Below are 24,606 nucleotides of genomic sequence, written 5' to 3' on the forward strand. Positions count from 1 at the left end.
GCCGTCTCACCCGCCGCGCGAAGCTGGTGAGACAATGCTTCACCGCCGCTTTCCATTGCCCATGCTCGTCGACACCCAACCCGCGACTTACCAGCACATGCCGGCTTCGCCGGAGGTGCGCGACCACTGGGTGAACTCCCAGCTCATCGGCGTGTTGATGGACAACATGGGAGCATCGCTCCTGGCGGCCTTGCTGTCGTTGCCGCTGCTGGTGTTCATGATGGCGGGCGAGGTCAACACGGTCGGCCTGCTGGTCTGGACCATCCTCACGCTGGCGATGCTGGTCTACCGCTACCACCTGATCGGCATCTACCGCCTGCGGCACGACAGCCTGGAGGGGCCGCAGCGCATCACCTTCATCCAGCGTTACCACTGGACCTGGGCCGCCATGGCGTTGCTGTGGGGCGGACCGGTGTTGCTGAGCTACCAACAGGCGCCGATCGCCACCCAATTTGTGTGTGCGATCGTGGTGCTTGGCCAGGGCTTGCTCACGCTCACCGCGTTCAGTGCTTACCTGCCGGTTTACCGTACCTACGCCAACGCACTCATGTTCTCGGTGCTCATGAGCCTGTTGATCGTCATGTTGGCACTCCCCCAGCCTGCCGGGTCGCTGCAGACCTGGCTGGTGCTCACGGCGCTTCTGGTGGCGTTTTGGGGTCTGCTTTTCATGACCGGCACGCGCATGCACGAGGTGCACCGGGCCAGTTTTGAACTGCAGTTCTCCAACCAGGAACTGATTGATTCGCTCACGCTGCAGACTCGTGCTTCCCTGCGCGCCGTGGCCACCAAAAACCGCTTTCTGGCTTCCGCCGCGCACGATCTGCGTCAGCCCGTACACGCTTTGAGTCTTTACGCTGACTGGTTGGCCACCGAGCCCGAAATGGCGCGCGACATCGCGCCACGCATTCTGCAGTCCACCCGAGCGATCAACGAATTGTTCGACTCGTTGTTCGACCTGACGCGCATCGACGCCGGCAACTACAAGGTGCGGCTGCAGCATGTGGATGTGGAAAAACTGTTCGCCGATCTGTCGCTGCAGTTCGAGCCTGTGGCGGTGGGCAAGTCGTTGAGGCTGCGTTCGCACACCCGACCCACCACGCTGTGGTCGGACCCGGTGGTGCTGCGCCGCATTCTGGGCAATCTGGTGTCGAACGCGTTGCGGCACACGCACCAGGGCGGGGTGCTGTTGGCCTTGCGGCATCGCGAGGACATGCTGGTGTTCGAGGTGTGGGACACAGGCGTGGGTATCGCGCGCGAGCACCAGCAGGCGATCTTTCAGGAGTTCTTCAGGGTGTCGCAACACCAGGGCACCGAGGACAGCCTGGGCCTGGGTCTCACCATCGTATCCAAGCTGGCGTCGTTGATGGGCTACCAGCTGGCCCTGAGTTCGGAGGCGAACCGGGGCAGTGTGTTCCGGGTGATGCTGCCGGCCTTCACCCAGCAAGAAGCCGCCGGGCTGCCCGAGCCCACGGTGGTGCGGGCAGCGACCTGATCACGGGCCGCTGCTCAACGATCCCTCAGAGATCGAGCAGGCCTGCGGTGCGGGCCAGGTGGCTGGCTTGCGAGCGGCTCTTGACGTTGAGGCGGCGGAACAGGCGCCACAGGTGCACCTTGACCGTGTGCTCACTGATCTGGAGTTGTTCGGCGATATCGCGGTTGCTCAGGCCCCGGTCCAGCATGACCAGCAGCTGTTTCTGGCGCTTGGAAAGTTTGTCGGGAATGGTGGGAGCATTTTCGTCTTCCACTTCTTCGGCCAGGAATTCGCGCAACACCTTGGCGATCTGCGCGGCACCGGCCGATTTTTCCACGTAGGCATCTGCCCCGGCTTCACGGGCGAGGTCTTCGTAGTCGGAAGACGGCGAAGCGGACAGCACGATCAGGGAAGTGTCGGGCAACATTTGCCGGACTTCGCGAACGCCGGAAACACCGTTGGTGTCGGGCAGCTTGAGATCAAGGCAGACCAACTCAGGCTCGCCGTGTTCGGCGATGGCCTTGCTCACCGACGCCAGGCGTTCGAGTTCGATCACCTGGGTGGATGCACGCAAGCGGCGAAGCAACATCACAACGGCTTCGCGCATGAGTGGATGATCGTCAATAACAAAAATACTCATAACGGGCTGTGCTGGTAATAAATGGTTTCAACTGAAGAGCATATCGACAAGTTGGGGCTTTGGCGATAGTGGCCTCCGGCGAAATCGGGCCTGAAGTGGGACTTGCGGCACGGAACGGATGCCTGTGAGTGGTTGGGGCCCGGATACTCCATATGGTACGCCGATGGTACACAGCCGGTAGACCCGCGAACGGCTGCCCCGAACCGGGCTTGCCACCGCTTCATACAAACGTCCAGGTGCTGCCCGCTCATTCGCTTGGCTCGCTGAAAGACCGCAGTGCCGCGTCCAGTGCGCTGGCTTCACCCCGGCTGGCGATCTGGCTGGCAAGGGCGTCGAGCGCGGCGCTGCCTTCGCGCTGCAACTTCGCCATGGTCTGGGCGGCGTCGCGCGGGGCCTGGAAGCCTGTGCTTTGCAGCAGCAAGGTGCCGTCGGTGTCCACCAGCTTGAAATAGAAGAGGCCGTCCTGCTCGCGGTATTGCTTGAAGGCCGGTCCGCTGGTCTTGCTGGCTTTGCTCACCACCGGAGTGGCCAACGCGTGCAGAGGGCGCAGGCCCACCGCGTGGCGCAGGCGGGCGGTGAAGGGTGCAGCAATTGCGCGGGCCTTGTCGGCGCCGGCCTTCAGGGTTTTCTCGATGCGCGCGGGTTCCTGGATGAGCTCGTCGTAAACCGCTCGCATGGGCGCGATCTCCTGGTCCAGCCGCTCGAACAGCACCTGTTTGGCATCGCCCCAGGCAATGCCATCGGCGTAGGCCTTGGCCAGAGCGGTGGTCTCCTCGGGTGTGGCGAAAGCCTGGTAGAGCTGGAAGAGGGCCGAGTCGTCGGTGGACTTGGGTTCGCCCGGTGCGCGCGAGTCGGTCACGATGCCCATGATGAGTTTCTTCAGCTGGTTGCGCGGCGCAAACAACGGGATGGTGTTGTCGTAGCTTTTGCTCATCTTGCGGCCATCGAGCCCGGGCAGCGTGGCCACGTGGTCTTCGATGGCGGCTTCGGGCAGCGTGAAGTGCTCGCCGTAGAGGTGGTTGAAGCTGGCCGCGATGTCGCGCGCCATTTCAATGTGCTGGATCTGGTCGCGCCCCACCGGTACCTTGTGCGCATTGAACATCAGGATGTCGGCCGCCATCAGCACCGGGTACATGAAGAGGCCGGCGGTCACACCGGCGTCCGGGTCCACGTTGGCGGCGTTGTTCTTGTCGACCGAGGCCTTGTAGGCATGCGCGCGGTTGAGCACGCCCTTGCCGGTCACGCAGGTGAGGAACCAGGTCAGTTCGGGAATCTCGGGAATGTCGGACTGGCGGTAGAAGGTGACCTTCTCGGGGTCGAGCCCGCAGGCCAGCCAGGTGGCGGCAATCTCCAGCGTGGAGCGCTGCACCCGCGCAGGCTCGCCCACCTTGATCAGCGCGTGGTAGTCGGCCAGGAAATAGAAACTCTCGACCTCGGCCAGCCGGCTGGCGCGCACGGTGGGGCGCACCGCGCCCACGTAGTTGCCCAGGTGGGGTGTGCCCGAGGTGGTGATGCCGGTGAGGACGCGTTGGGTTTTCATTTAAAGGATGAGCATGCGAAGGGGGGTGAGCAGCACCTGGATGGCGCTTTCGGTGAGCATCATCAGCGGGCGCAGCCAGAGGTTGCCCACCACACCGCTGATGACGAGCGCCATCACGATGAAGAAACCCCAGGGCTCCACGCGCGAGACCAGTTCGGCCTGGCGCAGGGGCAGCAGGCCCACCAGGATACGGCCGCCGTCCAGCGGGGGCAGGGGAAAGAGGTTGAACGCGAACATGACCAGGTTGACCAGCACGCCGGCGCGGCACATTTGCAGGAAGAAGGGTTCCTGGGTGCCTGTGGCCACCAGCACATACAGCAGGATGGTCCAGGCGATGGCCTGGAACAGGTTGGCGCCGGGACCTGCCAGGGCCACCCACACCATGTCTCGCTTGGGGTTGCGCAGCCGCCCGAAGTTGACCGGCACCGGCTTGGCGTAGCCGAACAGGAAAGCGCCTGCCGTGGCGAAGTAAAGAACGAGCGGCATCGCGATCGTGCCGACCGGGTCGATGTGTTTGAGCGGGTTCAGCGTGATGCGCCCCATGAGTTCGGCCGTGCGGTCGCCGAAGTGCTTGGCCGCATAACCGTGCGCCGCCTCGTGCAGCGTGATGGCGAACAACACGGGGATGGCGTAGATGGCGACGGTTTGAACGATCTGGGCGAAATCCATGGAGGGTGCGCTGAAGGCAAACGCGTATTGTCCCAGAGTGGGCGAGCGCTCCGCCGGGCGGGCTCAGAGCCCCAGCGGACCGAGCGCGCCCTGGCCTTGACGAATCACCTCGGGTTCACCGCCGTTGCCCATGGGGGTGAGGTCGATCACCGTGGTGGGCTCCAGTGCACAGGCGCCTGCGTCGATCACGCCGGCCAGCTCGTGCTGCAGCTGCTCGCGGATGTCCTGCGCGTCGTTCAGCGGGCCGGTCTGGCCGGGCAGGATCAGTGTGGTGGACAACAGCGGCGCGCCGTGCAGGGCCAACAGTTCCAGCAGCGTCTTGTGCTCAGGCACCCGCAGCCCGATGGTTTTGCGCGAGGGGTGGCTCAGCCGCCGCGGCACCTCTTTGCTGGCCTCCAGGATGAACGTGTAGGGCCCGGGCGTGGCGAGCTTCAGCAAGCGGTACTGGCGGTTGTCGACCCGCGCGTAGCTGGCGAGCTCGCTCAAGTCGCGGCAGATCAGCGTGAGGTGGTGCTTGTCGTCCACCTGGCGGATGCGGCGCAGGCGGTCGGCGGCGGTTTTGTCGTCGAGGTGGCAGACGAGTGCGTAACTCGAATCGGTTGGCACGGCCAGAACGCCGCCGCGTTCGAGCAATTGCACCGCCTGCTTGAGCAGCCGCAGTTGCGGGTTCTCGGGGTGGACTTCAAACAACTGGGACATGGCGCGATTGTGTTCCTGCTCAGGCCTCGGGTTGGTCCACCGGCAAGCGCCGGTCACGCGCGGTGAGCCAACTGGCGGTGGCGCCGCACAACACGATCATGGCGATGCCCAGCAGCTCCAGCTGGCCCGGTACGTGACCGAACACCACCCAGCCGCAGAACATGGCAAAACCGATCTGGCCGTACAGGTAGGGCGTGAGTGTGGACGCCTGCGTGCGTTTGAACGCCAGGATCAGCAGGAAATGGCCCACCGTGCCCATCAGGCCGATCAGGCACAGCAGGGCGAAGGTGCCCATGTCGGGGATGGCCTGCCACACAAAAGGCAGTGCCAGGCTGGCCACGAGCGCACCCACCCAGCCGGTGTAGAAGTGCATGGTCATGGGGTCTTCGGTGCGCGCCATCTTGCTGGTGAGAATCTGGAACCAGGCGTAGGTGAACACCATCACCAGCGGCAACAGGCTCGCCCAGCCGATCACGTCACCACCGGGTTGCACCACGAGCAGCGCGCCGGCAAAACCGCCAAACACCAGCACCCAGCGCAGCGGCGGCACGCGCTCGCGCAGGAAAAGAGCGGCCAGCAGCGTCACCACCAGCGGTGTGATCATGACGATGGCGGTGAACTCGCCCACCGGCATGTACTGCAGGGCCACGAATGAAATGGCGCTCACCGCCAGCAGCAAGCTGCCGCGCAGCACCTGAAAGCGCGGGTGGTTGGTTTTCACCAGGCTGCGCCCCCGCATCGGCAACATCACGGCCGTGACCAGCACTGCGTGGAAGGCGTAGCGGAACCACACGGCCATGAGCACCGGCACAAAGGCGCCGACGTACTTGACGGTGGTGTCCAGCACGGCGAAGAACGCCGTGGCCAGCACCAGAAAGGCAATGCCCAGCGCGGCCTGCGCGGGCGCGTAACGTGGTGGCTCCGCCATCACTGCAGGATGCGCGATTGCAGCAGCTCCCACACCGGTGTGACGCTGCCGGGCAGGTCGGGCAGTCTGCCCAGGTCCATGTGACTTTCTTCCGGGCTGTGGAAATCGCTGCCGCGCGAAGCGACCAGACCAAACTCCTGGCAGTAGCCGGCGTACTTCAGGTAGTCCGCCTGGTTGTGCGCGCCGGTCATCACTTCCACACCCTGGCCGCCGTGGTTCTTGAATTCGGTGAACAGCGCGAACTCTTCGTTGGGTGTGAGTTTGTAGCGGCCCGGGTGGGCGATCACGGCCACACCGCCGGACTGCGTGATCCAGCCCACCGCGTCGGACAGCTTGGCCCAGCGGTGCGGCACGAAACCGGGTTTGCCTTCGGTGATGTACTTGCGGAACACGTCGTTGGTGTCCTTGCTCACGCCGATTTCCACGAGGTAGCGGGCAAAGTGCGAGCGCGAGATCAGCTCGGGGTTGCCGACGTATTTCAGTGCGCCTTCGTACACACCCTTGATGCCCACGCGGGCCAAGTCGTCGCTCATGTCGCGCGCGCGCTGCTCGCGCCCGCCGCGCGTGGCCCGCAGGCCGGCCAGCAGGGCAGTGTGGGTGTGGTCCATGCCCAGGCCGACGATGTGCACCGTGATGCCCAGGAAGGTCACCGAAATTTCGACACCGGTGAGGTAACTCATGCCCACCGCACGCGCCGCGGCCATGGCCCGGTCTTGTCCACCCAGTTCGTCGTGGTCGGTCAGGGCCCACAGCTCCACGCCGTTGGCCTGGGCGCGCTGCGCCAGCGCTTCGGGCGTGAGGGTGCCGTCGGAGACGACGGAGTGGCAGTGCAGGTCGGCGTTGGTCAAGGTGTTCACACGTGGATTTTAGGTTTTACCCGTTCACCCTGTGTTCCTGAGGCCAGCCGCAATGCCGTTGATCGAGATGTGGATGCCGCGGCGCACGCGCTCGTTGCGGTCGGCGTCGTTCTCGCCGGCGCGGTAGCGCCGCACCAGCTCCACCTGCAGGTGGTGCAGCGGATCGATGTAAGGGAAGCGGTGGCGCATGGAGCGTTGCAACGCAGCGTTGTTCACCAGGCGCTGTTTCTCACCGGTGATCAGCGCCAGCGCATCGGCTGTGCGGTGCCACTCGGCTTCGATCGCAGTGAACACCTGTTTGCGCAGGCGCTTGTCGAGCACCAGCTCGGAGTACAGCGAGGCGAGCGCCAGATCGCTCTTGGCCAGCACCATGTCCATGTTGGAGAGCAGGGTGCTGAAAAACGGCCATTGCTTCACCATTTTCTGCAGCAGCGCCTTTTGCGCGGCGACACCTTTGGGGCCGTCGCGGTGCAGGAAGGTGTGCACCGCGGTGCCAAACCCGTACCAGCCCGGCAGCGTGAGGCGGCACTGGCCCCAGCTGAAGCCCCAGGGGATTGCGCGCAGGTCTTCGATCTTCTGCGTGGCCTTGCGCGAGGCCGGGCGCGAGCCGATGTTGAGCTCGGCGATCTCTCGAATGGGCGTGGCGGCAAAGAAATACTCGGCGAAGCGCGGGGTGTCGTAGACCAGGGCGCGGTAGGCCGCCATGCTCTGGCGCGAGAGCTCGTCGGCTGCGGTCAGAAAGGCCTTGGGCGCGTTGCGCGTGGGCTGCAGCAGCGTGGCCTCCAGCGTGGCCGCCACCAGCGTCTCCAGGTTGCGCCGGCCGATCTCGGGGTTGGCGTATTTGGAGCCGATCACCTCACCTTGTTCTGTCAGGCGGATCTGGCCGCGCACAGTGCCTGGCGGCTGCGCGAGGATGGCCTGGAAACTCGGGCCACCGCCCCTGCCGACCGTGCCGCCGCGTCCATGAAACATTCGGAGCTGGATGGGTTTGTCCCGTCCGTGGTTGAGCGAGTCGAACAATTCGACCAGCGCGATCTCGGCCCGGTACAGCTCCCAGTTGCTGGTGAAGATGCCGCCGTCCTTGTTGCTGTCGGAGTAGCCGAGCATGATGTCCTGCTCGCAGTAGCCATCCGTCGCGCCACGCTCGACCATGGCGCGCACACCGGGCAGGGCGAGGTACTCGCGCATGATGGGCGCGGCATTGCGCAGGTCTTCGATGGTCTCGAACAGCGGCACCACGATCAGGTCGCAGACCGCGTCTTCATGCAGCGTGCCGCGCATCAGGCCGGCCTCTTTCTGCAGCAGCAACACTTCAAGCAGGTCGCTCACGGTTTCGGTGTGGCTGATGATGGCGTGGCGAATGGCCTGCGCTCCGAAGCGCTCGCGCCCGCTGCGCGCGGTGTCGAAGATGGCCAGCTCACCCAGTGTGTGCGCGGAGTACGTGACACCGGGCACACGCAGGGGGCGCGCGTCGTTGAGCTGGCGCAGCAACACCAGCCGCTTGCCCGCTTCATCCAGCCCCGAGTAATCGGGCTCGATGCGCGCGGCGGCCAGCAGCTCGGCCACCACCTCCTCGTGTTTGTCGGAGCTTTGCCGCAGGTCGACCGTGGCGAGGTGAAAGCCGAACACCTGCACCGCGCGCATCAGCGGCCGCAGCCGGGCGCGCGCCAGTGCTTCGCCATGGTGCGACTTGAGGGACGCTTCGATGGTGCGCAAGTCGGCCAGCAGTTCGGCGGCGCTGCCGTAGGCGTGTTGGGGCGCCACCGCGTGGCGGGCGGCTTCGCCACCGGTGAGGTTTTTCAGCGTGGCCGCCAGACGCGCGTACATGCCGGTGAGCGCGCGGCGGTAGGGTTCGTCCTGGCGGTGGGCATTGGTGTCGGGCGAGCGTTCGGCCAAGGCCTGCATGCCCGCGCTCACGCGGGTGAGCATGGCCGACACGGAGAGTTCTGCGCCGAGAAAGTGCAGTTGCGTGAGGTGGTGGCGCAGCACCATGTCGGCCTGGCTGTGCAGCGCGAGTTCGAGCGTTTGCGCGGTCACGTTGGGGTTGCCGTCGCGGTCGCCGCCGATCCACTGGCCCATGCGCAGGAACGGCGCGATCACGGCGCTCTCGCCCTGGTCGCCCAGGCCTTCTTCCAGATCGCGGTACAGGCGCGGGATCTGCGTGAGAAAGGTGGCTTCGTAGTAGCTCAGCGCGTTTTCGATCTCGTCGGCCACGGTGAGCTTGGTGAAGCGCAGCAGGCGCGTCTGCCAGAGCTGGGTGACGCGGGCGCGAATCTGCGCTTCGATGTCGGCGAGTTCGCGTGGCAGGCGTTCCTGCTCGTCGCGCTCCCCGAGCAGGCGTGCAATGGCGCGCTCGGCGTCCAGGATGCTTTTGCGTTGCACCTCGGTGGGGTGCGCCGTGAGCACGGGGGAGATGTGGCTGTGCGCCAGCGTGTCGATGATCGCGCCCGGCGCAATGCCGGCCTTGTGCAGGCGCTGCAGGGTGCGTGCGAGGCTGCCTTCCTGCAGCTCGCCCGCGCGCTCGTGCACCGCGCGGCGGCGGATGTGGTGGCGGTCCTCGGCCAGGTTGGCCAGGTGGCTGAAGTAGGTGAAGGCGCGGATCACGCTCACCGTCTGGTCCCCGCTCAGGCCCTTGAGCAGTTTCTTCAGCGCCTTGTCGGCCGACTGGTCGTCGTGGCGACGAAACGCTACCGAGAGCTGGCGGATTTTCTCGATGAGTTCAAAGGCGGCCTGGCCCTCCTGCTCGCGAATCACGTCGCCCAGGATGCGGCCGAGCAGGCGGATGTCGTCGATGAGGGGCTGGTCCTTGTCGGTGCGGCTGGTGGAGCGGGTGCGGGTGGACGCGATCGTTCGGCTCATGGTGGTGGGAAATGAGTGGCCTGCCGACAGGGCCGGGTGATCTGGGGAAAACCCGGTGGAAGGGCCATGCTAGCATCCAAAAACACCCTGCCCGGTTACGAACCGGGTACCAAGTTGGCGGGTTGTGCCGCCCCCGTTTTCCCTGAATCCCATGCCCACTTCCAACTCCCTGGCCATCACCATCGCCACCCGCGAGAGCCGTCTGGCGTTGTGGCAGGCCGAACACGTCAAGGCCTTGCTCGAAGGCCTGGGCCACCGCGTGACGCTGCTGGGCATGACGACACTGGGCGACCAGATCCTGGATCGCAGCCTGTCCAAGGTCGGCGGCAAGGGATTGTTCGTCAAGGAGCTTGAAGTCGCGCTGGATGAGGGCCGCGCCGACATCGCGGTGCATTCGCTCAAGGACGTGCCGATGCAACTGCCTGAAGGCTTTGCGCTGGCCTGCGTGATGGAGCGCGAAGACCCGCGCGACGCCTGGGTGTCGCCGCACTGCGCCGGTTTGGCCGAGCTGCCGGCGAACGCGGTGGTGGGCACCTCCAGCCTGCGCCGCCTGGTGCTGCTGCGCGAATCGCTGGACCGGCTGGGCCGCAGCGACGTGCGCATCGAACCGCTGCGCGGCAACCTCGATACGCGCCTGCGCAAGCTCGACGAAGGCCAGTACCACGCCATCGTGCTCGCCGCGGCCGGCCTCAAGCGCCTGGGCCTGGGCGAGCGCATCCGCCACATCTTCGAGCCGGTCGATTCTTTGCCCGCCGCGGGCCAGGGCGCCCTGGGCATCGAGGTTCGGGCCGATCGGCAAGACCTCATCGACGCCCTCGCGCCGCTGGCGCACACCGCCAGCTGGCAGCGCGTGGCGGCCGAGCGCACGGTGTCGCGCGCCATGGGCGGCAGCTGCTCCATGCCGCTGGCGGCCTATGCGGACTGGCAGGCCGATGGCACGCTGCGGCTGGAAGCCGCTTGGGGCGATCCCGAGGGCCGGCAAGCCGTGGTGCGCGTGAACGGCCAGGCCAGTGTGCAGTCCCTGGCCGACGCCGAAGCGCTGGGCCAGCGCGTGGCCGCCGACCTGCGCGCGGCCGGCGCCACACCGCCGCCGGTGGAGGTCTGAAGCCTTGAATGCCACCACCGCCCGGCGGCCCGAACCCGGCCGGGTGGCGCGGCTGATCGTCACGCGGCCCGCGACCGAGGCGGCGCAGTGGGTGCAGGTCCTGCACGCCCATGGCTGGCCGGCCCACGCCTTGCCCCTGATCGACATCGGAGAACCCACGTCGGAGCAAGCCAGGGCCGCGCTGCAGGCCTGGCGGGCCGACTGGCAGCGGGCCGACGCCCTGATGTTTGTGAGCGGCGCGGCCGTGAGCCACTTTTTTGCCGATGGCGTGGCGCCGCCCACCGCCCCGATCACCACCCGCTTCTGGGCGCCCGGCCCCGGCACGGTGCGCCTCCTGGCCCAGGCGCTGACCACACTCGGTGTGGCGGTGGATCGCATCGACTCGCCCCCCGATGACGCCGCCCAGTTCGACTCCGAACACCTCTGGCCGGTGGTGGCCCCGCAGGTGCGCGCCGGCAGCCGCATCCTGATCGTGCGCGGCCTCTCTGTGAACGCACCACCCGGCGCCGGGCCGGTGGCCGGCAACGGGCGCGACTGGTTGATCCACCAATGCGAGGCCGCGGGCGCGCGGATCGACGGCTGCATCGCCTACGAGCGCCGCCCGCCGGTGCTCGGCGAGGGCGATGCGCAGCGCATGCTTGAGGCCACCAAGGCCGGCAGCGTGTGGCTGTTCAGCAGTTCCGAAGCGCTGGCCGCGTTGCGCGTGTTGCAGCCGCAAGCGCACTGGGGCGCTGCCACGGCGCTGGCCACGCACCCGCGCATTGCGCAAGCGGCGCGCGAGACCGGCTTTGGCCATGTGATCGAATCACGCCCGAGCCTGAATGACGTGTTGCGCGCCCTAGAATCGGAGCGGTCCGCACCATGAGCTCCAACCAACCCCTTCCACCCTCCACCGACACCCCGGCACCTGTTGCTGCGGTGAGCGCGCCAGCGCCGGCTCCTGCACCGGTGCGCCGTGCGGGGCAGGGTGTGGTGTGGATGGCCTTGCTGCTCGGTGCGCTCGCGCTCGTGTTCACCGGCATGCTGTGGCAAAAGCTCACTTTCACGCAGCAAGAGCTGGCGCGCCGCGTGCAGGACAGCGGCGCCCAGGCGGTGGAGGCCCGCACGCTCGCCGCGCAGGCCGAAGCGCTCGCGCAGGAACTGCAGGGCCGCCTGACGGTGGCCGAAGTGCGCCTGTCCGAGGTGAGCCTGCAGCGCAGCCAGCTCGAAGAACTGATGCTCGCGCTCTCGCGTTCGCGCGACGACAACCTGGTGCAGGACCTGGAGTCGGCGGTGAAGCTGGCGCAGCAGCAAGCCCTGCTCACGGGCAGCACGCAGCCGCTGGTGGCGGCGCTGCGAGCGGCCGACCAGCGCATCGCCCGCGCCGCCCAGCCCCGCTTGAACCCGGTGCAGCGGGCCATTGCCCGCGACATCGACCGCATCCAGGCGGCGCCCCTGGCCGACATTCCGTCGCTGGTGTTGCGCCTGGACGAGCTGGCCCGGCAGGTGGACGAGTGGCCTGTGCTCAACCAGGTGGGTTACCCAAAGCCGGCGCCCGCTGCCAAGGCCGCAACGGTGAAGCCTGTACCGCCAGAAGCGAGTGAGCCCGTGGTGGTCACCGAGCCGGTGCCCCCCGTGGACGCGGCGGCCGAAGAGGGCGGACTCAGCGCCGGCTGGAGCCGCGTCTCCGGTTGGTGGGGCGCATTCTGGGCGCGCACCTGGGCCGAGGTCACGCGCAGTGGCCGCGAACTCGTTCGCGTGAGCCGCATCGACCGCCCCGAAGCCGCGCTGCTCGCGCCCGAACAAGCCTTCTTCCTGCGCGAAAACCTCAAGCTCAAGCTGCTCAACGCCCGGCTTGGTCTGCTGGCCCGCCAATGGACCACCAGCCAGGCCGATCTGCTGGCGGTGGAACTGGCGATGGCGCGCTACTTCGACACCAGCGTGCCCCAGGTGGCCAACGCACAAACCCTGGTGGCCCGCCTGCGCCGCGACCTGGTCGCCACCGACGTGCCGCGCCCCGACGAAACCCTGGCCGCGCTGGCCTCCGCCGCGGGAGGTCGCTGATGCGCAGCCGCCAGCGGGGCGCGATGCGCAGCGTGTTCTGGCTGTTGGGCCTGGCAGCGGTGGCGGTGGCTTTGGCGTTGCTGGTGGGGCACAACGCCAGCACGGTCACGCTGTTCTGGCCACCGTACCGGTTCGACGTTTCCTTCAACCTCGTTCTCTTTTGCCTGATCGCCGGCTTTGTGCTGCTGCACGCTGCGCTGCTGGCCATCGGCACCATCCGCGATCTGCCCATGCGCGCCCAGCGCTGGCGCATCCAGCAGGTCGAACGCTCGGTGGTGGGGTCGGTCATGGACGCGCTGGCGCACCAGCTCGCGGGGCGGTTCGTGCGCGCGCAGTCAGCGGCGCAGCACGCGCTGGACCAGCTCAAGTCGGTCTCGGCCAACCAGTGGCCGCGCCGCGACCAGTTGCAGGTGCTGGCCCACCTGTTGGTGGCCGAAAGCGCGCAGTCGCTGCAAAACCGCGAGCGGCGCGACGAGAACCTGCAGGCGGCGCTCGACCCGGCACTGGCCAGGGGCGCTCCCGATGCTTCCGAAGGCGCCTTGTTGCGCGCCGTGCGCTGGGCGGTGGAAGACCGCGACGTGGAGGCCGCACGCAGCCGCCTGGCCGAGTTGCCGCAGGGCGCAGGCCGCCGCATCCAGGCGCTGCGCCTGAAGTTGCGGGTGGCGCGACTGGGCGGCGCCACGGCCGAAGCCCTGGAGACCGCGCGCCTGCTCGCCAAACACAAGGCGTTTTCGCCCGACACGGCGCGCAGCATCGTGCGCGGGCTGGTGCTCGACGCCCTGCGCGAAGCCCACGACATGGCCCAACTCGAGGTGGTGTTGAACGGTCTGGACGCCAGCGAGCGCGCGATGCCCGAGCTGGCACTGGCCGCGGCACGGCGCGGCAACCAGCTCGTGCTGCAACACGAGGACACCGACAGCGACGAAGCCCGCGCGGTGGCGCAGCGCCTGCGCGCGTGGCTGGAGCCGCTGTGGCAGCAGTTCGACACGCTTGAAGCGGGTCAGCAGCGGCAACTCGTCACGGCCTTCGAGCCCGGGCTGCCGCAACTCGACAGTGCCTGGCTCGCGCGGCTGGAACAGCAGCAACGAATGTCACCCAACAACGCCTTGCTGCAGTACCTCGCCGGGCAGGCTTTCATGCAGCGCCAGCTCTGGGGCAAGGCCAGCCAGTTGCTCACGCAGGCCAGCCATGGCCTGCGTGACGCCGCGCTGCTGCGCCGCACCTGGCGGTCGCTGGCCCGCCTGGCCGAAGAGCGCGGGGACGAGGCGGCGGCACAAGCGGCCTGGAAACAAGCGGCTCTGCTCGACTGAACACCACGGCCCACCGCCCAAAAAGAAAAGCGCCCTCGGGCGCTTTTCTTTTTGGGGGGATGCACCGTCAGGCGCGGGGCGCCTGACGGTGATGACCGATCAGCGTGCCTCGAACGGCAGCTGCATGTCGCGCAGATCCTTGCGCGTTTCCACCAGCACCAACGGGCCGTCGTCCAGCACCACCGCCGGCTTGGGCTCGCGCGGCACGTGCACGGGCTTGGGCTCGGCAGCGATCGCGGCTTGGACCTGGGCCACCTTGTCGGCGTTGGAGTTGACCCACTCCAGACCGCTGGCCTGGGCAACCTGCTGCATCGCGTCCAAGGGCAGCGTGAAGCTGCCCACCTTGGGCAGACCACGGGCTGCGGGGGCTTCTGCCACCACCGGTGCGGCGGGCTTCGCAGCCGGCGCTGGTGCTGCCACCGGTGCCGGTGCGGCCACAGGAGCCGCGACCGCTGCCATCACGGCGGGTGCCATGACCGGTGCCGGGGCGGCCTGCTCCATCACCGGCGCAGCGACAGGCGCTGCAACGGGTGCAGGCGCGGCCAGGGGGGGCTCGTTCACCACTGGTGCGGGCGCTGCATCCACCGGCAGGCTGAAGTAGCTGCGCGTGGGGGCTTCGTCCATCGGCTCTGCCGAAACCACCGGCGTCGAAGCGGCGGCAAAAGCCACTTCGCTCGCAGGCATCTCGGCGGGCGTCTCACCCTCGGCGCCTTCGGGGGCACCGTTGGCATCACGCGGGCCGCGCTCGCGGCGGTCGCGGCCATAACGGTCTCGGCTGCGGCGTTCGCGCGGGGCGCGTGGTGCGCCGTCGCCGCCTTCAGGCATCTCGCTTTCCCGGGCTGCTTCGGGGTTGTCGCCCGCGTCTTGCGCCACGGGAGCTGCATCGTTCTGCGTCACCGGGGCCTGGCCTTCGGCGCCTTCGGCCGGGCGGCGGCGGTTCTCGCCACCGCGACCGCCTCGACCACGGCGCTGGTTGTCGCCGCCTTCGGAGGCTTCGCCCGGTGCGTTGACCGGCGCGCCGTTCACCAGTTCGGCCGGCGCTGCGCCGTCCACCGGTGCGGCGTCGCGGCGGTTGTCGCGGCGACCATCGCCTCGGCGACCTTCACCCCGTTCGCCACGGCCTTCACCACGCGGTTCGCCCCGGCCTTCGCCGCGGCCTTCAGCGCGGGGCTCGCCACGCGCTTCGTTGCGGCCTTCGCCACGCGGCTCACCTCGGCCTTCGCCCCTGCGACCCTCGCCTCGGCCTTCAGCACGGCCTTCCGGACGTCCTTCCACACGGCCTTCGGCGCGCGGTTCGCGGCCTTCCACCGGACGGCCTTCGCGGCCGCCGTCACGGCCACCACGGCCGCCTTCACGACCACCTTCACGCTGACCACGGCCTTCGGCGCCACCACGTCCACCGCGGCTGCGGCCATCACGACCGCCTTCGCGACCACCTTCACGCGGACCACGGCCATCGGCACGCTCTTCACGAGCACCCGGCTTGGCGGCCGGCGCGGCCACGGCGGGCTTCGGTGCCACGGGCGGGGCGTCGGCACCACCGAACAGGCTCTTGAGCCAGCCGAAGAAGCCTTTTTCAGCCGGTGCAGCAGCCACGGGAGCGGCCGCTGCCTTGGCGACCACGGGCGCCGCAACCGGTGCCACCACCTCGGGGCGGGGTGCCGCCACGGGTGCCGGACCATCGGGCAACACGCCCTTGATCACCGGCTCTTGTTTGTTGGTGCGTTCCTGGCTGCGGCGGGTGAAGCCGGTGGCTTCGTCCGGCTCGTCGGCCAGTTTGTAGCTGGCGTCCAGGTTGTCCAGGCGCGGATCGTCGTGCTTCAGGCGCTCGAGCTTGTAGTTGGGCGTGTCCAGCGACTTGTTGGGCACCAGCAGCACACTGATGCGCTGCTTGAGTTCGATCTTGGTGATCTCGGTGCGCTTCTCGTTGAGCAGGAAGCTGGCCACTTCAACCGGCACCTGCACCAGCACGGCGGCTGTGCTGTCCTTGAGCGACTCTTCCTGGATGATGCGCAGGATCTGCAGCGCCGACGACTCGGTGTCGCGGATGTGGCCCGAGCCACCGCAGCGAGGGCAGGGGATGGACGAACCTTCGTTCAGCGCGGGCTTGAGGCGCTGACGGCTCATTTCCAGCAGGCCGAACTTGCTGATGGCGCCGAACTGCACACGGGCGCGGTCCTGGCGCAGCGCGTCGCGCAGGCGGTTTTCCACGTCGCGCCGGTTCTTCGACTCGTCCATGTCGATGAAGTCGATCACGATCAGGCCACCCAGGTCGCGCAGGCGGGCCTGGCGGGCCACTTCGTCGGCCGCTTCCAGGTTGGTGCGGGTGGCGGTGTCTTCGATGTCGCCGCCCTTGATGGAGCGGGCCGAGTTCACGTCCACCGCCACCAGCGCTTCGGTCTGGTCGATCACGATCGCGCCGCCGCTGGGCAGCTGCACGGTGCGGCTGTAGGCGGTTTCGATCTGGTGTTCGATCTGGAAGCGCGAGAACAGCGGTGCGTCGTCGCGGTAGCGCTTCACGCGATGGCCGTGCTCGGGCATCACGTGGCTCATGAACTGGTGCGCCTGTTCAAAGATGTCGTCGGTGTCGATCAGGATCTCGCCGATGTCGCCGTTGAAGTAGTCGCGGATGGCGCGGATCACCAGGCTCGATTCCTGGTAGATCAGGTAGGCGCCCTTGCCGCCCTGGGCTGCGCCGTCAATGGCGTTCCACAGCTTGAGCAGGTAGTTCAGGTCCCACTGCAGTTCGGGCGCGTCGCGGCCGATGCCGGCGGTGCGCGCGATGATGCTCATGCCGTTTGGGTACTCAAGCTGGTCCAGCGCCTGCTTGAGTTCCTGGCGGTCTTCGCCCTCGATGCGACGGCTCACGCCACCGCCGCGCGGGTTGTTCGGCATCAGCACCACGTAGCGGCCGGCCAGGCTCACGAACGTGGTGAGGGCGGCGCCCTTGTTGCCGCGTTCTTCTTTCTCCACCTGGACCAGCAGTTCCTGGCCTTCCTTGATGACGTCGTTGATGCGGGCCTGGTTGACCGGCACACCCGCGGCGAAATACTGGCGCGAGATTTCCTTGAACGGCAGGAAGCCGTGGCGGTCTTCGCCGTAGTCCACGAAGCAGGCTTCCAGCGAGGGCTCGACGCGCGTGACGACGGCCTTGTAGATGTTGCCCTTGCGCTGTTCGCGCCCTTCGATTTCGATTTCGTAGTCGAGCAGTTTTTGCCCGTCCACAATGGCCAGCCGGCGCTCTTCGGCCTGCGTGGCGTTGATCAGCATGCGTTTCATGATGCGATTTCCTTCGTTCAAACACACAAGGACGCCCGGGTCGGAAGACCACAGGCGTCAACTCGCCGTGAACCAGCGGAAAAAGCGAACGGGGGAGGAATTGCCGGAGAGCCGATGACCCGCGGTTCGGGGAAGGCGTTCAACACAGGCAGGCACCGAGGTGCCGCGTCGAACCGCCAGGTCAGGGCGTAGGCGCGTGGAGTTGGGTGAGCAGGGAAGGCTGGATGGCTGTCAATGACATGGATCTGGCCGGGTTATCTCTGTGTTCACTTTGTCCTCGGCCAGCTTCACGTTGGAAAGCTGGTCGATTGGGGTATTCCGTAATCGGGTTCGCTGTTTTCATCAACCGGTTCGCCCGCGGCGTCGACCGGACCTTGACCGCACCAGGATTCCACGGGGAATGACTGCGGGTGCGGCGGGGGGGGCCGGGTGCTGCGGGTGGCAACCATCTCGCGTCGGTCTCCTGCTTTGTCGTGCCGGGAGGTCTGCGCCGTCAGTGCGTGCCTTAAACTCAAGGCAAATCAATCACTTACGGCACGTGACGCGAGTGACGCATTATAGACAGCCATCCACCGCGTTGGTGTCCTATTTCCCCTCGCTTTCCCTCGATTCCCCCCTCGATTTCCTGTGAGTCAGCTCCCAACACCCCCAGCCGCCGCCGTGCGGCACCTCACGGTGGACGAAGAGTCGACCGGGCAGCGGCTCGACAATTTCCTGATCCGCGAACTCAAGGGTGTCCCCAAAACCCACATTTACCGCATCATCCGCTCGGGCGAGGTGCGACGGAACAAGGGCCGGGTGGGGGCCGATGACCGGGTGCAGGCCGGTGATGTGTTGCGCATCCCGCCGATTCGCGTGTCGGAGCGCGCTGAAGAAAAACGGCTCAATCCCGCACCTGCGCGGCGATTCCCGGTGGTGTTTGAAGACGAGGCATTTCTCGCCATCGACAAACCTGCCGGCGTGGCGGTGCACGGCGGCAGCGGGGTGAGTTTTGGTGTCATTGAGCAAATGCGCCAGGCGCGGCCGGAGGCCCGTTTGCTCGAATTGGTGCACCGCCTCGACCGCGAAACCAGCGGCCTGCTGCTGATTGCGAAGAAGAAGAGCGCGCTCAAGGCCTTGCAGGATCAATTTCGCGAACGGGAAACCGGCAAGACCTATCTGGCGCTGGTCAAAGGCGCTTGGCCGGCGCGACTGAAAGTGCTGGATCAGCCATTGCACAAATACCTGCTGGCCGACGGCGAGCGACGGGTCAAGGTGACCACCAAGGAAGATCCCGATGGCATGCATTCGGTCAGTCTGGTCAAGGTGGCGGCCCGCATTCCGGCACCGCTGGCCTTGTCTGCTGTGCTGCCCGAAGGCCTGAGCCTGCTGGAAGTGACCATCAAAACCGGGCGCACACACCAGATCCGCGTGCACCTTTCGCATGCCGGGCATCCGATTGCGGGTGATGACAAATACGGCGATTTCGAACTCAACCGGCAATTGGCGCGCGCGGGATTGAAGCGCATGTTTCTGCACGCCTGGCGCCTGCGATTGAACCATCCGGTAACAAATGCATCGATTGAGTTCATGGCGGAACTGCCAGCCGAACTGAAGGCTTGGGCGCAACCCGTTCCGGAAAAACGCGATTAGAATGCAGGCCTGCATCGGCAGAGTGCAATCAATCGTTCCGATCCGTTTCCAACTTCAACAAGGATTTCTCAATGGCAAGCTATTCCGAACTCATGGCGCAAGCGCAAACCCTGATGGCCCAGGCCGAGCAGGCGCGCAAAGACGAACTTGCTTCCGTGATTGCCGACATCAAGGCCAAAATGAAGCAATTCGGCATTTCGGTGGCCGATCTGGGCGGCACGACCGGCAGCAAAAAACCGGCCAAATCCAAATCGGTGTCGGCGCCGAAATACCGCGGCCCGAACGGCGAACTCTGGGCCGGTGGTCCAGGCCGCAAACCCGAGTGGGTGCGCGCTGTGTTGGCGTCGGGCAAAAGCGTTGACGACTACCTGATCTGATCCGCCCCAAACGCGAACCCGCAAAACCCGCCTGTGGCGGGTTTTGTTTTTTCGGGCTTGCCTTTCGGTTGGGTCCGGCTCGTTATCCTTGGCGCCATGTTCAAGATTCTCCTCGTCTGCATGGGCAACATCTGCCGCTCTCCCCTGGCCGCCAGCGTGATGCACGCCGAGGTGGCGCGCCGGCAACTGGCCGATCGGGTGGCGCTGGACTCGGCCGGCACCTTGGGTGCCCACCAGGGTGAAAAGGCGGATCGGCGGGCCGTGGCACTGGCTCAGGAGCGGGGTTACGACCAGATCCTCCGGGAGCGGGCGCGCAAGGTCATTGACGAAGACTTCGATCGTTTTGACCTGATCCTCGCCATGGACCGGGACAACCTCGGTCAGTTGCAGCGCATCTGCCCTGAACACCACCAGCACAAGCTGCATCTGTTTCTGGAATACGCGGGGGTCGAGGAGCGCAGCGAGGTGCCGGACCCTTATTACGGCAACGCGGCCGGCTTCGAGACGGTGCTTCGTCTGTGCGAGCAGGGCGTGGATGGCGTGCTCAGGCGGGTGGTTCAGACCTGGTGATATTGGCGGTACCAGGCCACAAACCGCTGGATGCCCTCGGCCAGCGGCGTTGAAGGTGCAAAGCCCACCCACTCGCGCAGCGCGTCGGTGCTGGCGTAGGTGGCGGGCACATCACCGTCCTGCATGGGCAGGAACTGTTTGTCGGCCGTGCGACCCAGCGCGGTTTCAATGCAGCCGATGAACTCCAGCAGCGGCACCGGGTCGTGGTTGCCGATGTTGAAGATGCGGTAGGGCGGGCCGCCCGCGTTCTGCGGCGTGGCCGGTTTGTCCAGCACGCGCAGCACGCCTTCAACGATGTCGTCGATGTAGGTGAAATCGCGCTTCATCTGCCCGTGGTTGAACACCTTGATCGGGTGGCCCGCGAGCATGGCCTGGGTGAACGAGTAGTAGGCCATGTCGGGCCTGCCCCAGGGGCCGTAAACGGTGAAGAAGCGCAAGCCGGTGGTGGGCAGGCCGTAGAGGTGGCTGTAGGTGTGGGCCATCAACTCGTTGGCCTTTTTGGTGGCCGCGTACAGGCTCACCGGGTGGTCGACCGCGTCGGTCTCCTCGAAGGGCATCTTGGTGTTGCCGCCGTACACGCTGGAGCTTGATGCGTAGACCAGGTGGCCCAGCTGCTGCGCGCGGCAGCCTTCGAGCACATGGCCGAAGCCGCTCAAGTTGCTGTCGAGGTAGGCGTTGGGGTGCGTGATCGAATAGCGCACGCCGGCTTGCGCCGCGAGATGCACCACCGCGTCGAAACGCTCGCCCGCAAACAACCGGGCCATGGCCTGGCGGTCGGCGACGTCTATCTGCTCGAACTGAAAACCCGCGTGCTGCCGCAGCGGCGCGAGCCGGGCCTGCTTGAGCGCCACGTCGTAATAATCGTTGAGGTTGTCGATGCCGAGCACCGTGTCGCCGCGCGCCAGCAGGCGCAGGGCGGTGTGCATGCCGATAAAGCCGGCGGCGCCGGTGAGGAGGATGTGCATGCCGCGATGTTAACCAGCGCGGCATGCCCTCTCGGTGAACACTCAGCCTTGTTGCCAGATGACCTTTTTGCCGGACGCTTCCCACTTTTCGTAGTGACGGGCATAGAGGTCTTCGATGCGGTTGCGCTTGACCTTGAAGGTCGGGGTGATGACGTCGTTGTCCACCGTCCACGCGGTGGTCACCACCACGATGCACTGCAGCTGTTCGTGCGGGTCCAACGTGGCGTTGATGGTCTTGAGGTGGGCTGCCAGCGACGCTTCCAGCTCACTGCGTGCACCCGCATCGGCCACCTGGGCCACGGTTTCGGCGTTGAGCATCACGATGCCCAGCGGCTGGCCGAGGTTGGCGCCGGTGACCACGCAGGCTTCCACCGCGGGGTGCATCACCAGTTTGTCTTCGATGGGCGCGGGTGCCACGTACTTGCCCTTGCCGGTCTTGAACAGGTCTTTCACCCGGCCGGTGATGCGCAGCAAACCCTGTTTGTCGATCGTGCCCTTGTCGCCGGTCTTGAGCCAACCGTCGGCGGTGAAGCTCTCCGCGCTCTTCTCCGGCTCCTTGTAGTAGCCCAGCATCATGGCCTGGTTGCGCATCTGCACCTCGCCGGTCTCGGGGTCGATGCGGTGTTCCACGCCTTCGTAGGCCGGGCCGACCGTGCCTTGCTGGTTCTTGCCGGGTTCGGTGATGTGGGAGAGCGCGAGGTTCTCCGTCATGCCGTAGCCCTCGTTGATGTTCAGGCCGAGTTTGCTGTACCACTGCAGCAGGGCGATGGGCATGGGCGCGGCGCCGCCGGCGGCGAACTTGCACTGGTCCAGGCCCAGGGCTTTCATCACCTTCTTGCGCACGATGCCGCCCAGGATCGGAATGCCGAGCAGGCGGTTGAGCTTGGCCGGCGGCATCTTGTGGTGGATGCCCTGCTGGAACTTGACCCACAGGCGCGGCACCGAGAAGAAGATGGTGGGGCGCGCGCGCTGCAGGTCGGCCGCGAAGGTGTCGAGCGACTCGGCAAAAAACACATGCATGCCTGTGCGCAGCCAGCCGTGTTCGACCAGCATGCGCTCGACCACGTGGGCCAATGGCAGGTACGACAGCATGCGATCGTTGCCGGTCATGGGGATGCGCTTGAGGCCGGCGTCGAGCGCCCAGGCGAAGTTGGCGAAGGTGTGCATCACGCCCTTGGGCATGCCGGTGGTGCCCGAGGTGTAGATCAGGGTGGCGAGTTCTTCACCATCGCGCAGCGGCTCGCCCTGCAGCGGTTGGCTGCGCTTGCAGATGGCGTCCCAGCCTTCGAAATTCTTCACCGCGTCTGGCGGCGAGAGCGGGTAGCTCATGCAGGGCAGGTCGGTGGGCACGCCGGGCTTCATGCCTTCCCAGCCGTCGAGCTTGCCCACGAAGAGTGCCTTGGCCTCGCTGTGGGTGAGGATCTGGCGGATGGTTTCGGGCGCCAGCGTGGGGTACAGCGGCACCGACACGTAGCCCGCCATCCAGATGGCCAGGTCGCTCATCATCCACCAGGCGCAGTTCTTGGACAGGATCGCCACCTTGGAGCCGGGCTCCCAGCCGTGGGACTGCAGGTGGGCTGCCATGCGGCGCACCTGGTCTCCCACCTGGGCCCAGGTGAACTCCTGCACGGCACCGTTGCCCATGGGCTGCGTGAGGGACACGCGGGTCGGTGCGGTTTTCTCCCAGTGGTACAGGCGCTGCAGTGCCAGCAGGTCCGGTGCGATCTTGGTCATGTAGCTTGTCTCCGTTGTGGGTATGACGCAGGAATCTACCAAGGCTCCTGCCTTGTGTTTAGAGGGTTTCACCTGCAAGCACGGGCGCGGGTCAAGCCGCGAAAGTCACCGCCAGGCCGGGCAAGGGTGAGGAGAACCGTGCCGCCCAGTGCTCGCCGGGCGCAACTTTCCAGGCGTCGGTCCATGTCCCGGTGGTGACCACGTCGCCGGCCTGCAGGTCGGGTGCGCCCGGGCAGGCGCGCAAGGTTTGCGTGAAGTGCAGCAACGCGCGCAGCGGGCTGTCCAGAACGTTCGAGCCCCGGCCTTCTTCCACCACCTCGCCGTTCCTGAGCAGGCTCACCTGAGCCTGGGCGAGCAGGGTGTCGAGTGCGTTGGCGTCACAAGCGAGATCGCGCACCGGTGTGCGGCTGCCCACCAGCAGGCGCGCGTGCAGGCCGCCGTCGGCCACGGTGTCGGCGGGCACAAACTTCCAGTCCGGCAGGTGCGACTGCACCACCTCGAAGCCGGGCGCGACCCAGTCGATGGCCGCAAACAGATCGTCGAGCGTGGCGTCGGGGGCGGGCGTGGCCTTCAGGCCGAACACCACCTCGGGCTCCAGCCGGGGTTGGCAGGTGAGGGCGAGCGACACCTTGCCTTCGCCCTCGCACAGGGTGAGCGTGTTGTCCCAGACGCTGCCCCAGATGGGCGCGAACACGTTGTAGCGGGGCCAGATGGAGCGGTTGGTGAAGCCGACCTTGTAGCCACGAGGCTGTTCGCCGCGCGCCATGCGCAACTGGCGCACCGCCAGTGCTTGTGCATAGGCTTCGTCGAGTGACAGGCCGCAGGGGGCAGGCCAGAGGCGGCCTTGGTCGAGGTGGTTCAGCAGGGTGTGTGGTGTCATGCGCCCATGATATTCACGCAGCCCCTTGCGCCCGCCCGAACAGGCGGTGCACCTGCGCGCGTATCCACTGGTGCGCCGGGTCCTTGGCGGTGCTGGCGTGCCAGACCAGGCGCACGTCGTAGCTGGGCGCGGCGGCGCGTGGCAATTCCCACACGCGCATGTCCATGCGCTGGCCCACGTTGGCCGCGTACATCTGCGGCACGATGGTCAGCAGGTCGGTGTTGAGCGCCAGCTCGGGCAGGGCTCCGAAGTGGCGCGCACGGATCACCACGCGGTCGCCCAGCTTCATGCGCACCAGCATCTGCTCCACGCTGCCATGAAAGGTGGCGGTGGGCGCGGCCACCACCAGCGACGACTCGGCCAGCTGGCGCGCGCTCAGCGTGCGGCCTGCCTTGCCGCTGGCGGGGCGCCAGCGTGGTGAGGTCATGGCCACGTAGTGCTCGCGAAACAGCAGTTCGGCGCGAACGCCGCGGTGGTGAGGCTGCAGGATGCCGATGGCGAAGTCGATCTCGCGCGACTCCAGCGCGGCCGGCACATCGTCGGCGGCCACCGAGATGTTGGTCAGGCGGGCCTGCGGCGCCTGCTGGCGCAAGGCCGCTGCCAACGGCGGCAGAAACATCATCTCGCCCAGGTCGGACAAGGACAGGCGCCAGCGCATGTCGCTGCGCGCGGGGTCGAAGTCGTCGCGCACGGTCACCGCCGTCTCCAGCATCTGCAGTTGTGTCTGCACCTCGGGCGCCAGGCGTTCGCACAACCGAGTGGGCTGCAGGCCACCCGGTGAGCGCACAAAAAGATCGTCCTGAAAGTAGTCGCGCAGGCGGGCCAGCGCATTGCTGGTGGCGGGCTGCGAGAGCGCCAGCGCCTTGCCCGCAGCGGTCACCGAGCCGGTGCGGTGGATGGCCGCGAGCACGCGCAGGAGGTTGAGATCGAGTTGCCGGAAGTTCATCTGAAGACCTCTAAGGGTTGTCCCGAATTATCCATCTGGTGAATGCACCACATCAGATCAATCCATTGGCCAGATGCTGCTGCGCGTCCTAAATTCAAATGC

At 66.7% G+C, this 24,606-nt stretch carries 20 protein-coding genes; 8 read left to right on the forward strand and 12 right to left on the reverse strand.

The genetic code is table 11. The features are described from left to right. The first annotated feature begins 34 nt into the window (after positions 1-34). Positions 35-1,492, forward strand: a complete 1,458-nt coding sequence (locus BSY239_RS03470; protein WP_083239784.1) for a sensor histidine kinase — start codon at positions 35-37, stop codon at positions 1,490-1,492. A 25-nt stretch (positions 1,493-1,517) separates the two neighbouring features. Here the strand turns inward: BSY239_RS03470 and BSY239_RS03475 are convergent, their stop codons facing one another. From BSY239_RS03475 to ppc, 7 genes are all read right to left on the reverse strand, one after another. Next, positions 1,518-2,111, reverse strand: a complete 594-nt coding sequence (locus BSY239_RS03475; RefSeq protein ID WP_083239785.1) for a LuxR C-terminal-related transcriptional regulator — start codon at positions 2,109-2,111, stop codon at positions 1,518-1,520. Between the two features lie 247 nt (positions 2,112-2,358). Beyond that, the gene (locus BSY239_RS03480) at positions 2,359-3,651 is read right to left on the reverse strand and encodes a tryptophan--tRNA ligase (RefSeq protein ID WP_069045617.1); all 1,293 of its coding nucleotides are present in this window, start codon (positions 3,649-3,651) and stop codon (positions 2,359-2,361) included. Then, positions 3,652-4,320: a site-2 protease family protein gene (locus BSY239_RS03485; RefSeq protein WP_069045618.1), complete on the reverse strand. Its 669-nt coding sequence runs from the start codon at positions 4,318-4,320 to the stop codon at positions 3,652-3,654. 63 nt (positions 4,321-4,383) lie between these two features. Further along, positions 4,384-5,019, reverse strand: a complete 636-nt coding sequence (locus BSY239_RS03490; RefSeq protein ID WP_069045619.1) for an L-threonylcarbamoyladenylate synthase — start codon at positions 5,017-5,019, stop codon at positions 4,384-4,386. 19 nt (positions 5,020-5,038) lie between these two features. Next, on the reverse strand, positions 5,039-5,947 hold the full coding sequence (locus BSY239_RS03495) for a DMT family transporter (protein ID WP_083239786.1): 909 nt from the start codon (positions 5,945-5,947) through the stop codon (positions 5,039-5,041). Next, entirely contained in the window at positions 5,947-6,804 is an 858-nt protein-coding gene (locus BSY239_RS03500) for a 3',5'-nucleoside bisphosphate phosphatase (RefSeq protein WP_069045621.1), read from the reverse strand. Before BSY239_RS03500 ends, BSY239_RS03495 begins: the two co-directional genes overlap by 1 nt. A 24-nt stretch (positions 6,805-6,828) precedes the next feature. After that, positions 6,829-9,663 (reverse strand): phosphoenolpyruvate carboxylase, encoded by a 2,835-nt coding sequence (gene ppc / locus BSY239_RS03505; protein WP_069045622.1) that lies wholly within the window; start codon positions 9,661-9,663, stop codon positions 6,829-6,831. Between the two features lie 151 nt (positions 9,664-9,814). Here ppc and hemC point away from each other — a divergent pair, with 151 nt between their 5' ends. The 4 genes from hemC to BSY239_RS03525 are packed head-to-tail and all read left to right on the forward strand — an operon-like array spanning position 9,815 to position 14,121. Continuing rightward, entirely contained in the window at positions 9,815-10,768 is a 954-nt protein-coding gene (hemC, locus tag BSY239_RS03510) for a hydroxymethylbilane synthase (RefSeq protein ID WP_069045623.1), read from the forward strand. 4 nt (positions 10,769-10,772) lie between these two features. Further along, on the forward strand, positions 10,773-11,633 hold the full coding sequence (locus BSY239_RS03515) for a uroporphyrinogen-III synthase (protein ID WP_236944130.1): 861 nt from the start codon (positions 10,773-10,775) through the stop codon (positions 11,631-11,633). Next, on the forward strand, positions 11,630-12,811 hold the full coding sequence (locus BSY239_RS03520) for a uroporphyrinogen-III C-methyltransferase (RefSeq protein WP_069045624.1): 1,182 nt from the start codon (positions 11,630-11,632) through the stop codon (positions 12,809-12,811). The genes BSY239_RS03515 and BSY239_RS03520 overlap by 4 nt, the downstream gene beginning before the upstream one ends. Further along, complete coding sequence (locus BSY239_RS03525; RefSeq protein WP_335583419.1) at positions 12,811-14,121, forward strand: heme biosynthesis protein HemY; 1,311 nt, start codon at positions 12,811-12,813, stop codon at positions 14,119-14,121. The genes BSY239_RS03520 and BSY239_RS03525 overlap by 1 nt, the downstream gene beginning before the upstream one ends. A 99-nt stretch (positions 14,122-14,220) precedes the next feature. Here the strand turns inward: BSY239_RS03525 and BSY239_RS03530 are convergent, their stop codons facing one another. Next, on the reverse strand, positions 14,221-17,400 hold the full coding sequence (locus BSY239_RS03530) for an Rne/Rng family ribonuclease (RefSeq protein ID WP_069045626.1): 3,180 nt from the start codon (positions 17,398-17,400) through the stop codon (positions 14,221-14,223). 627 nt (positions 17,401-18,027) lie between these two features. On the opposite strand from BSY239_RS03530, the gene BSY239_RS03535 reads away from it, so the two are divergent. From BSY239_RS03535 to BSY239_RS03545, 3 genes are all read left to right on the forward strand, one after another. Continuing rightward, entirely contained in the window at positions 18,028-19,032 is a 1,005-nt protein-coding gene (locus tag BSY239_RS03535) for an RluA family pseudouridine synthase (RefSeq protein WP_069045627.1), read from the forward strand. A gap of 71 nt (positions 19,033-19,103) precedes the next feature. Beyond that, positions 19,104-19,409, forward strand: coding sequence for an H-NS histone family protein (locus BSY239_RS03540; RefSeq protein ID WP_069045628.1), 306 nt, complete (start codon positions 19,104-19,106; stop codon positions 19,407-19,409). A gap of 96 nt (positions 19,410-19,505) precedes the next feature. Further along, positions 19,506-19,979: a low molecular weight protein-tyrosine-phosphatase gene (locus BSY239_RS03545; RefSeq protein WP_069045629.1), complete on the forward strand. Its 474-nt coding sequence runs from the start codon at positions 19,506-19,508 to the stop codon at positions 19,977-19,979. On the opposite strand, the gene BSY239_RS03550 is transcribed toward BSY239_RS03545, so the two are convergent. From BSY239_RS03550 to BSY239_RS03565, 4 genes are all read right to left on the reverse strand, one after another. Then, positions 19,967-20,944, reverse strand: a complete 978-nt coding sequence (locus BSY239_RS03550) for an NAD-dependent epimerase (RefSeq protein WP_069045630.1) — start codon at positions 20,942-20,944, stop codon at positions 19,967-19,969. The genes BSY239_RS03545 and BSY239_RS03550 overlap by 13 nt on opposite strands. 42 nt (positions 20,945-20,986) lie before the next feature. Further along, the gene (locus tag BSY239_RS03555; protein ID WP_069045631.1) at positions 20,987-22,678 is read right to left on the reverse strand and encodes an AMP-binding protein; all 1,692 of its coding nucleotides are present in this window, start codon (positions 22,676-22,678) and stop codon (positions 20,987-20,989) included. Positions 22,679-22,769: 91 nt separating this feature from the next. Next, positions 22,770-23,558, reverse strand: a complete 789-nt coding sequence (locus BSY239_RS03560) for a 2-keto-4-pentenoate hydratase (RefSeq protein WP_069045632.1) — start codon at positions 23,556-23,558, stop codon at positions 22,770-22,772. A 13-nt stretch (positions 23,559-23,571) separates the two neighbouring features. After that, positions 23,572-24,504, reverse strand: coding sequence for a LysR family transcriptional regulator (locus tag BSY239_RS03565; RefSeq protein ID WP_069045633.1), 933 nt, complete (start codon positions 24,502-24,504; stop codon positions 23,572-23,574). Positions 24,505-24,606 lie beyond the last annotated feature (102 nt).

The organism is Hydrogenophaga sp. RAC07 (genome assembly GCF_001713375.1).
Classification (GTDB): Bacteria; Pseudomonadota; Gammaproteobacteria; order Burkholderiales; family Burkholderiaceae_C; genus Hydrogenophaga.

Bases quoted from the DNA above. Each gene is read 5' to 3' on its own strand.
- BSY239_RS03560 (WP_069045632.1), bottom strand. From the start codon at position 23,558: ATGACACCACACACCCTGCTGAACCACCTCGACCAAGGCCGCCTCTGG.
- BSY239_RS03540 (WP_069045628.1), top strand. From the start codon at position 19,104: ATGGCAAGCTATTCCGAACTCATGGCGCAAGCGCAAACCCTGATGGCC.
- BSY239_RS03530 (WP_069045626.1), bottom strand. From the start codon at position 17,400: ATGAAACGCATGCTGATCAACGCCACGCAGGCCGAAGAGCGCCGGCTG.
- ppc (WP_069045622.1), bottom strand. From the start codon at position 9,663: ATGAGCCGAACGATCGCGTCCACCCGCACCCGCTCCACCAGCCGCACC.
- hemC (WP_069045623.1), top strand. From the start codon at position 9,815: ATGCCCACTTCCAACTCCCTGGCCATCACCATCGCCACCCGCGAGAGC.
- BSY239_RS03550 (WP_069045630.1), bottom strand. From the start codon at position 20,944: ATGCACATCCTCCTCACCGGCGCCGCCGGCTTTATCGGCATGCACACC.
- BSY239_RS03525 (WP_335583419.1), top strand. From the start codon at position 12,811: ATGCGCAGCCGCCAGCGGGGCGCGATGCGCAGCGTGTTCTGGCTGTTG.
- BSY239_RS03490 (WP_069045619.1), bottom strand. From the start codon at position 5,019: ATGTCCCAGTTGTTTGAAGTCCACCCCGAGAACCCGCAACTGCGGCTG.
- BSY239_RS03565 (WP_069045633.1), bottom strand. From the start codon at position 24,504: ATGAACTTCCGGCAACTCGATCTCAACCTCCTGCGCGTGCTCGCGGCC.
- BSY239_RS03485 (WP_069045618.1), bottom strand. From the start codon at position 4,320: ATGGATTTCGCCCAGATCGTTCAAACCGTCGCCATCTACGCCATCCCC.
- BSY239_RS03480 (WP_069045617.1), bottom strand. From the start codon at position 3,651: ATGAAAACCCAACGCGTCCTCACCGGCATCACCACCTCGGGCACACCC.
- BSY239_RS03555 (WP_069045631.1), bottom strand. From the start codon at position 22,678: ATGACCAAGATCGCACCGGACCTGCTGGCACTGCAGCGCCTGTACCAC.
- BSY239_RS03520 (WP_069045624.1), top strand. From the start codon at position 11,630: ATGAGCTCCAACCAACCCCTTCCACCCTCCACCGACACCCCGGCACCT.
- BSY239_RS03495 (WP_083239786.1), bottom strand. From the start codon at position 5,947: ATGGCGGAGCCACCACGTTACGCGCCCGCGCAGGCCGCGCTGGGCATT.
- BSY239_RS03475 (WP_083239785.1), bottom strand. From the start codon at position 2,111: ATGAGTATTTTTGTTATTGACGATCATCCACTCATGCGCGAAGCCGTT.
- BSY239_RS03545 (WP_069045629.1), top strand. From the start codon at position 19,506: ATGTTCAAGATTCTCCTCGTCTGCATGGGCAACATCTGCCGCTCTCCC.
- BSY239_RS03470 (WP_083239784.1), top strand. From the start codon at position 35: ATGCTTCACCGCCGCTTTCCATTGCCCATGCTCGTCGACACCCAACCC.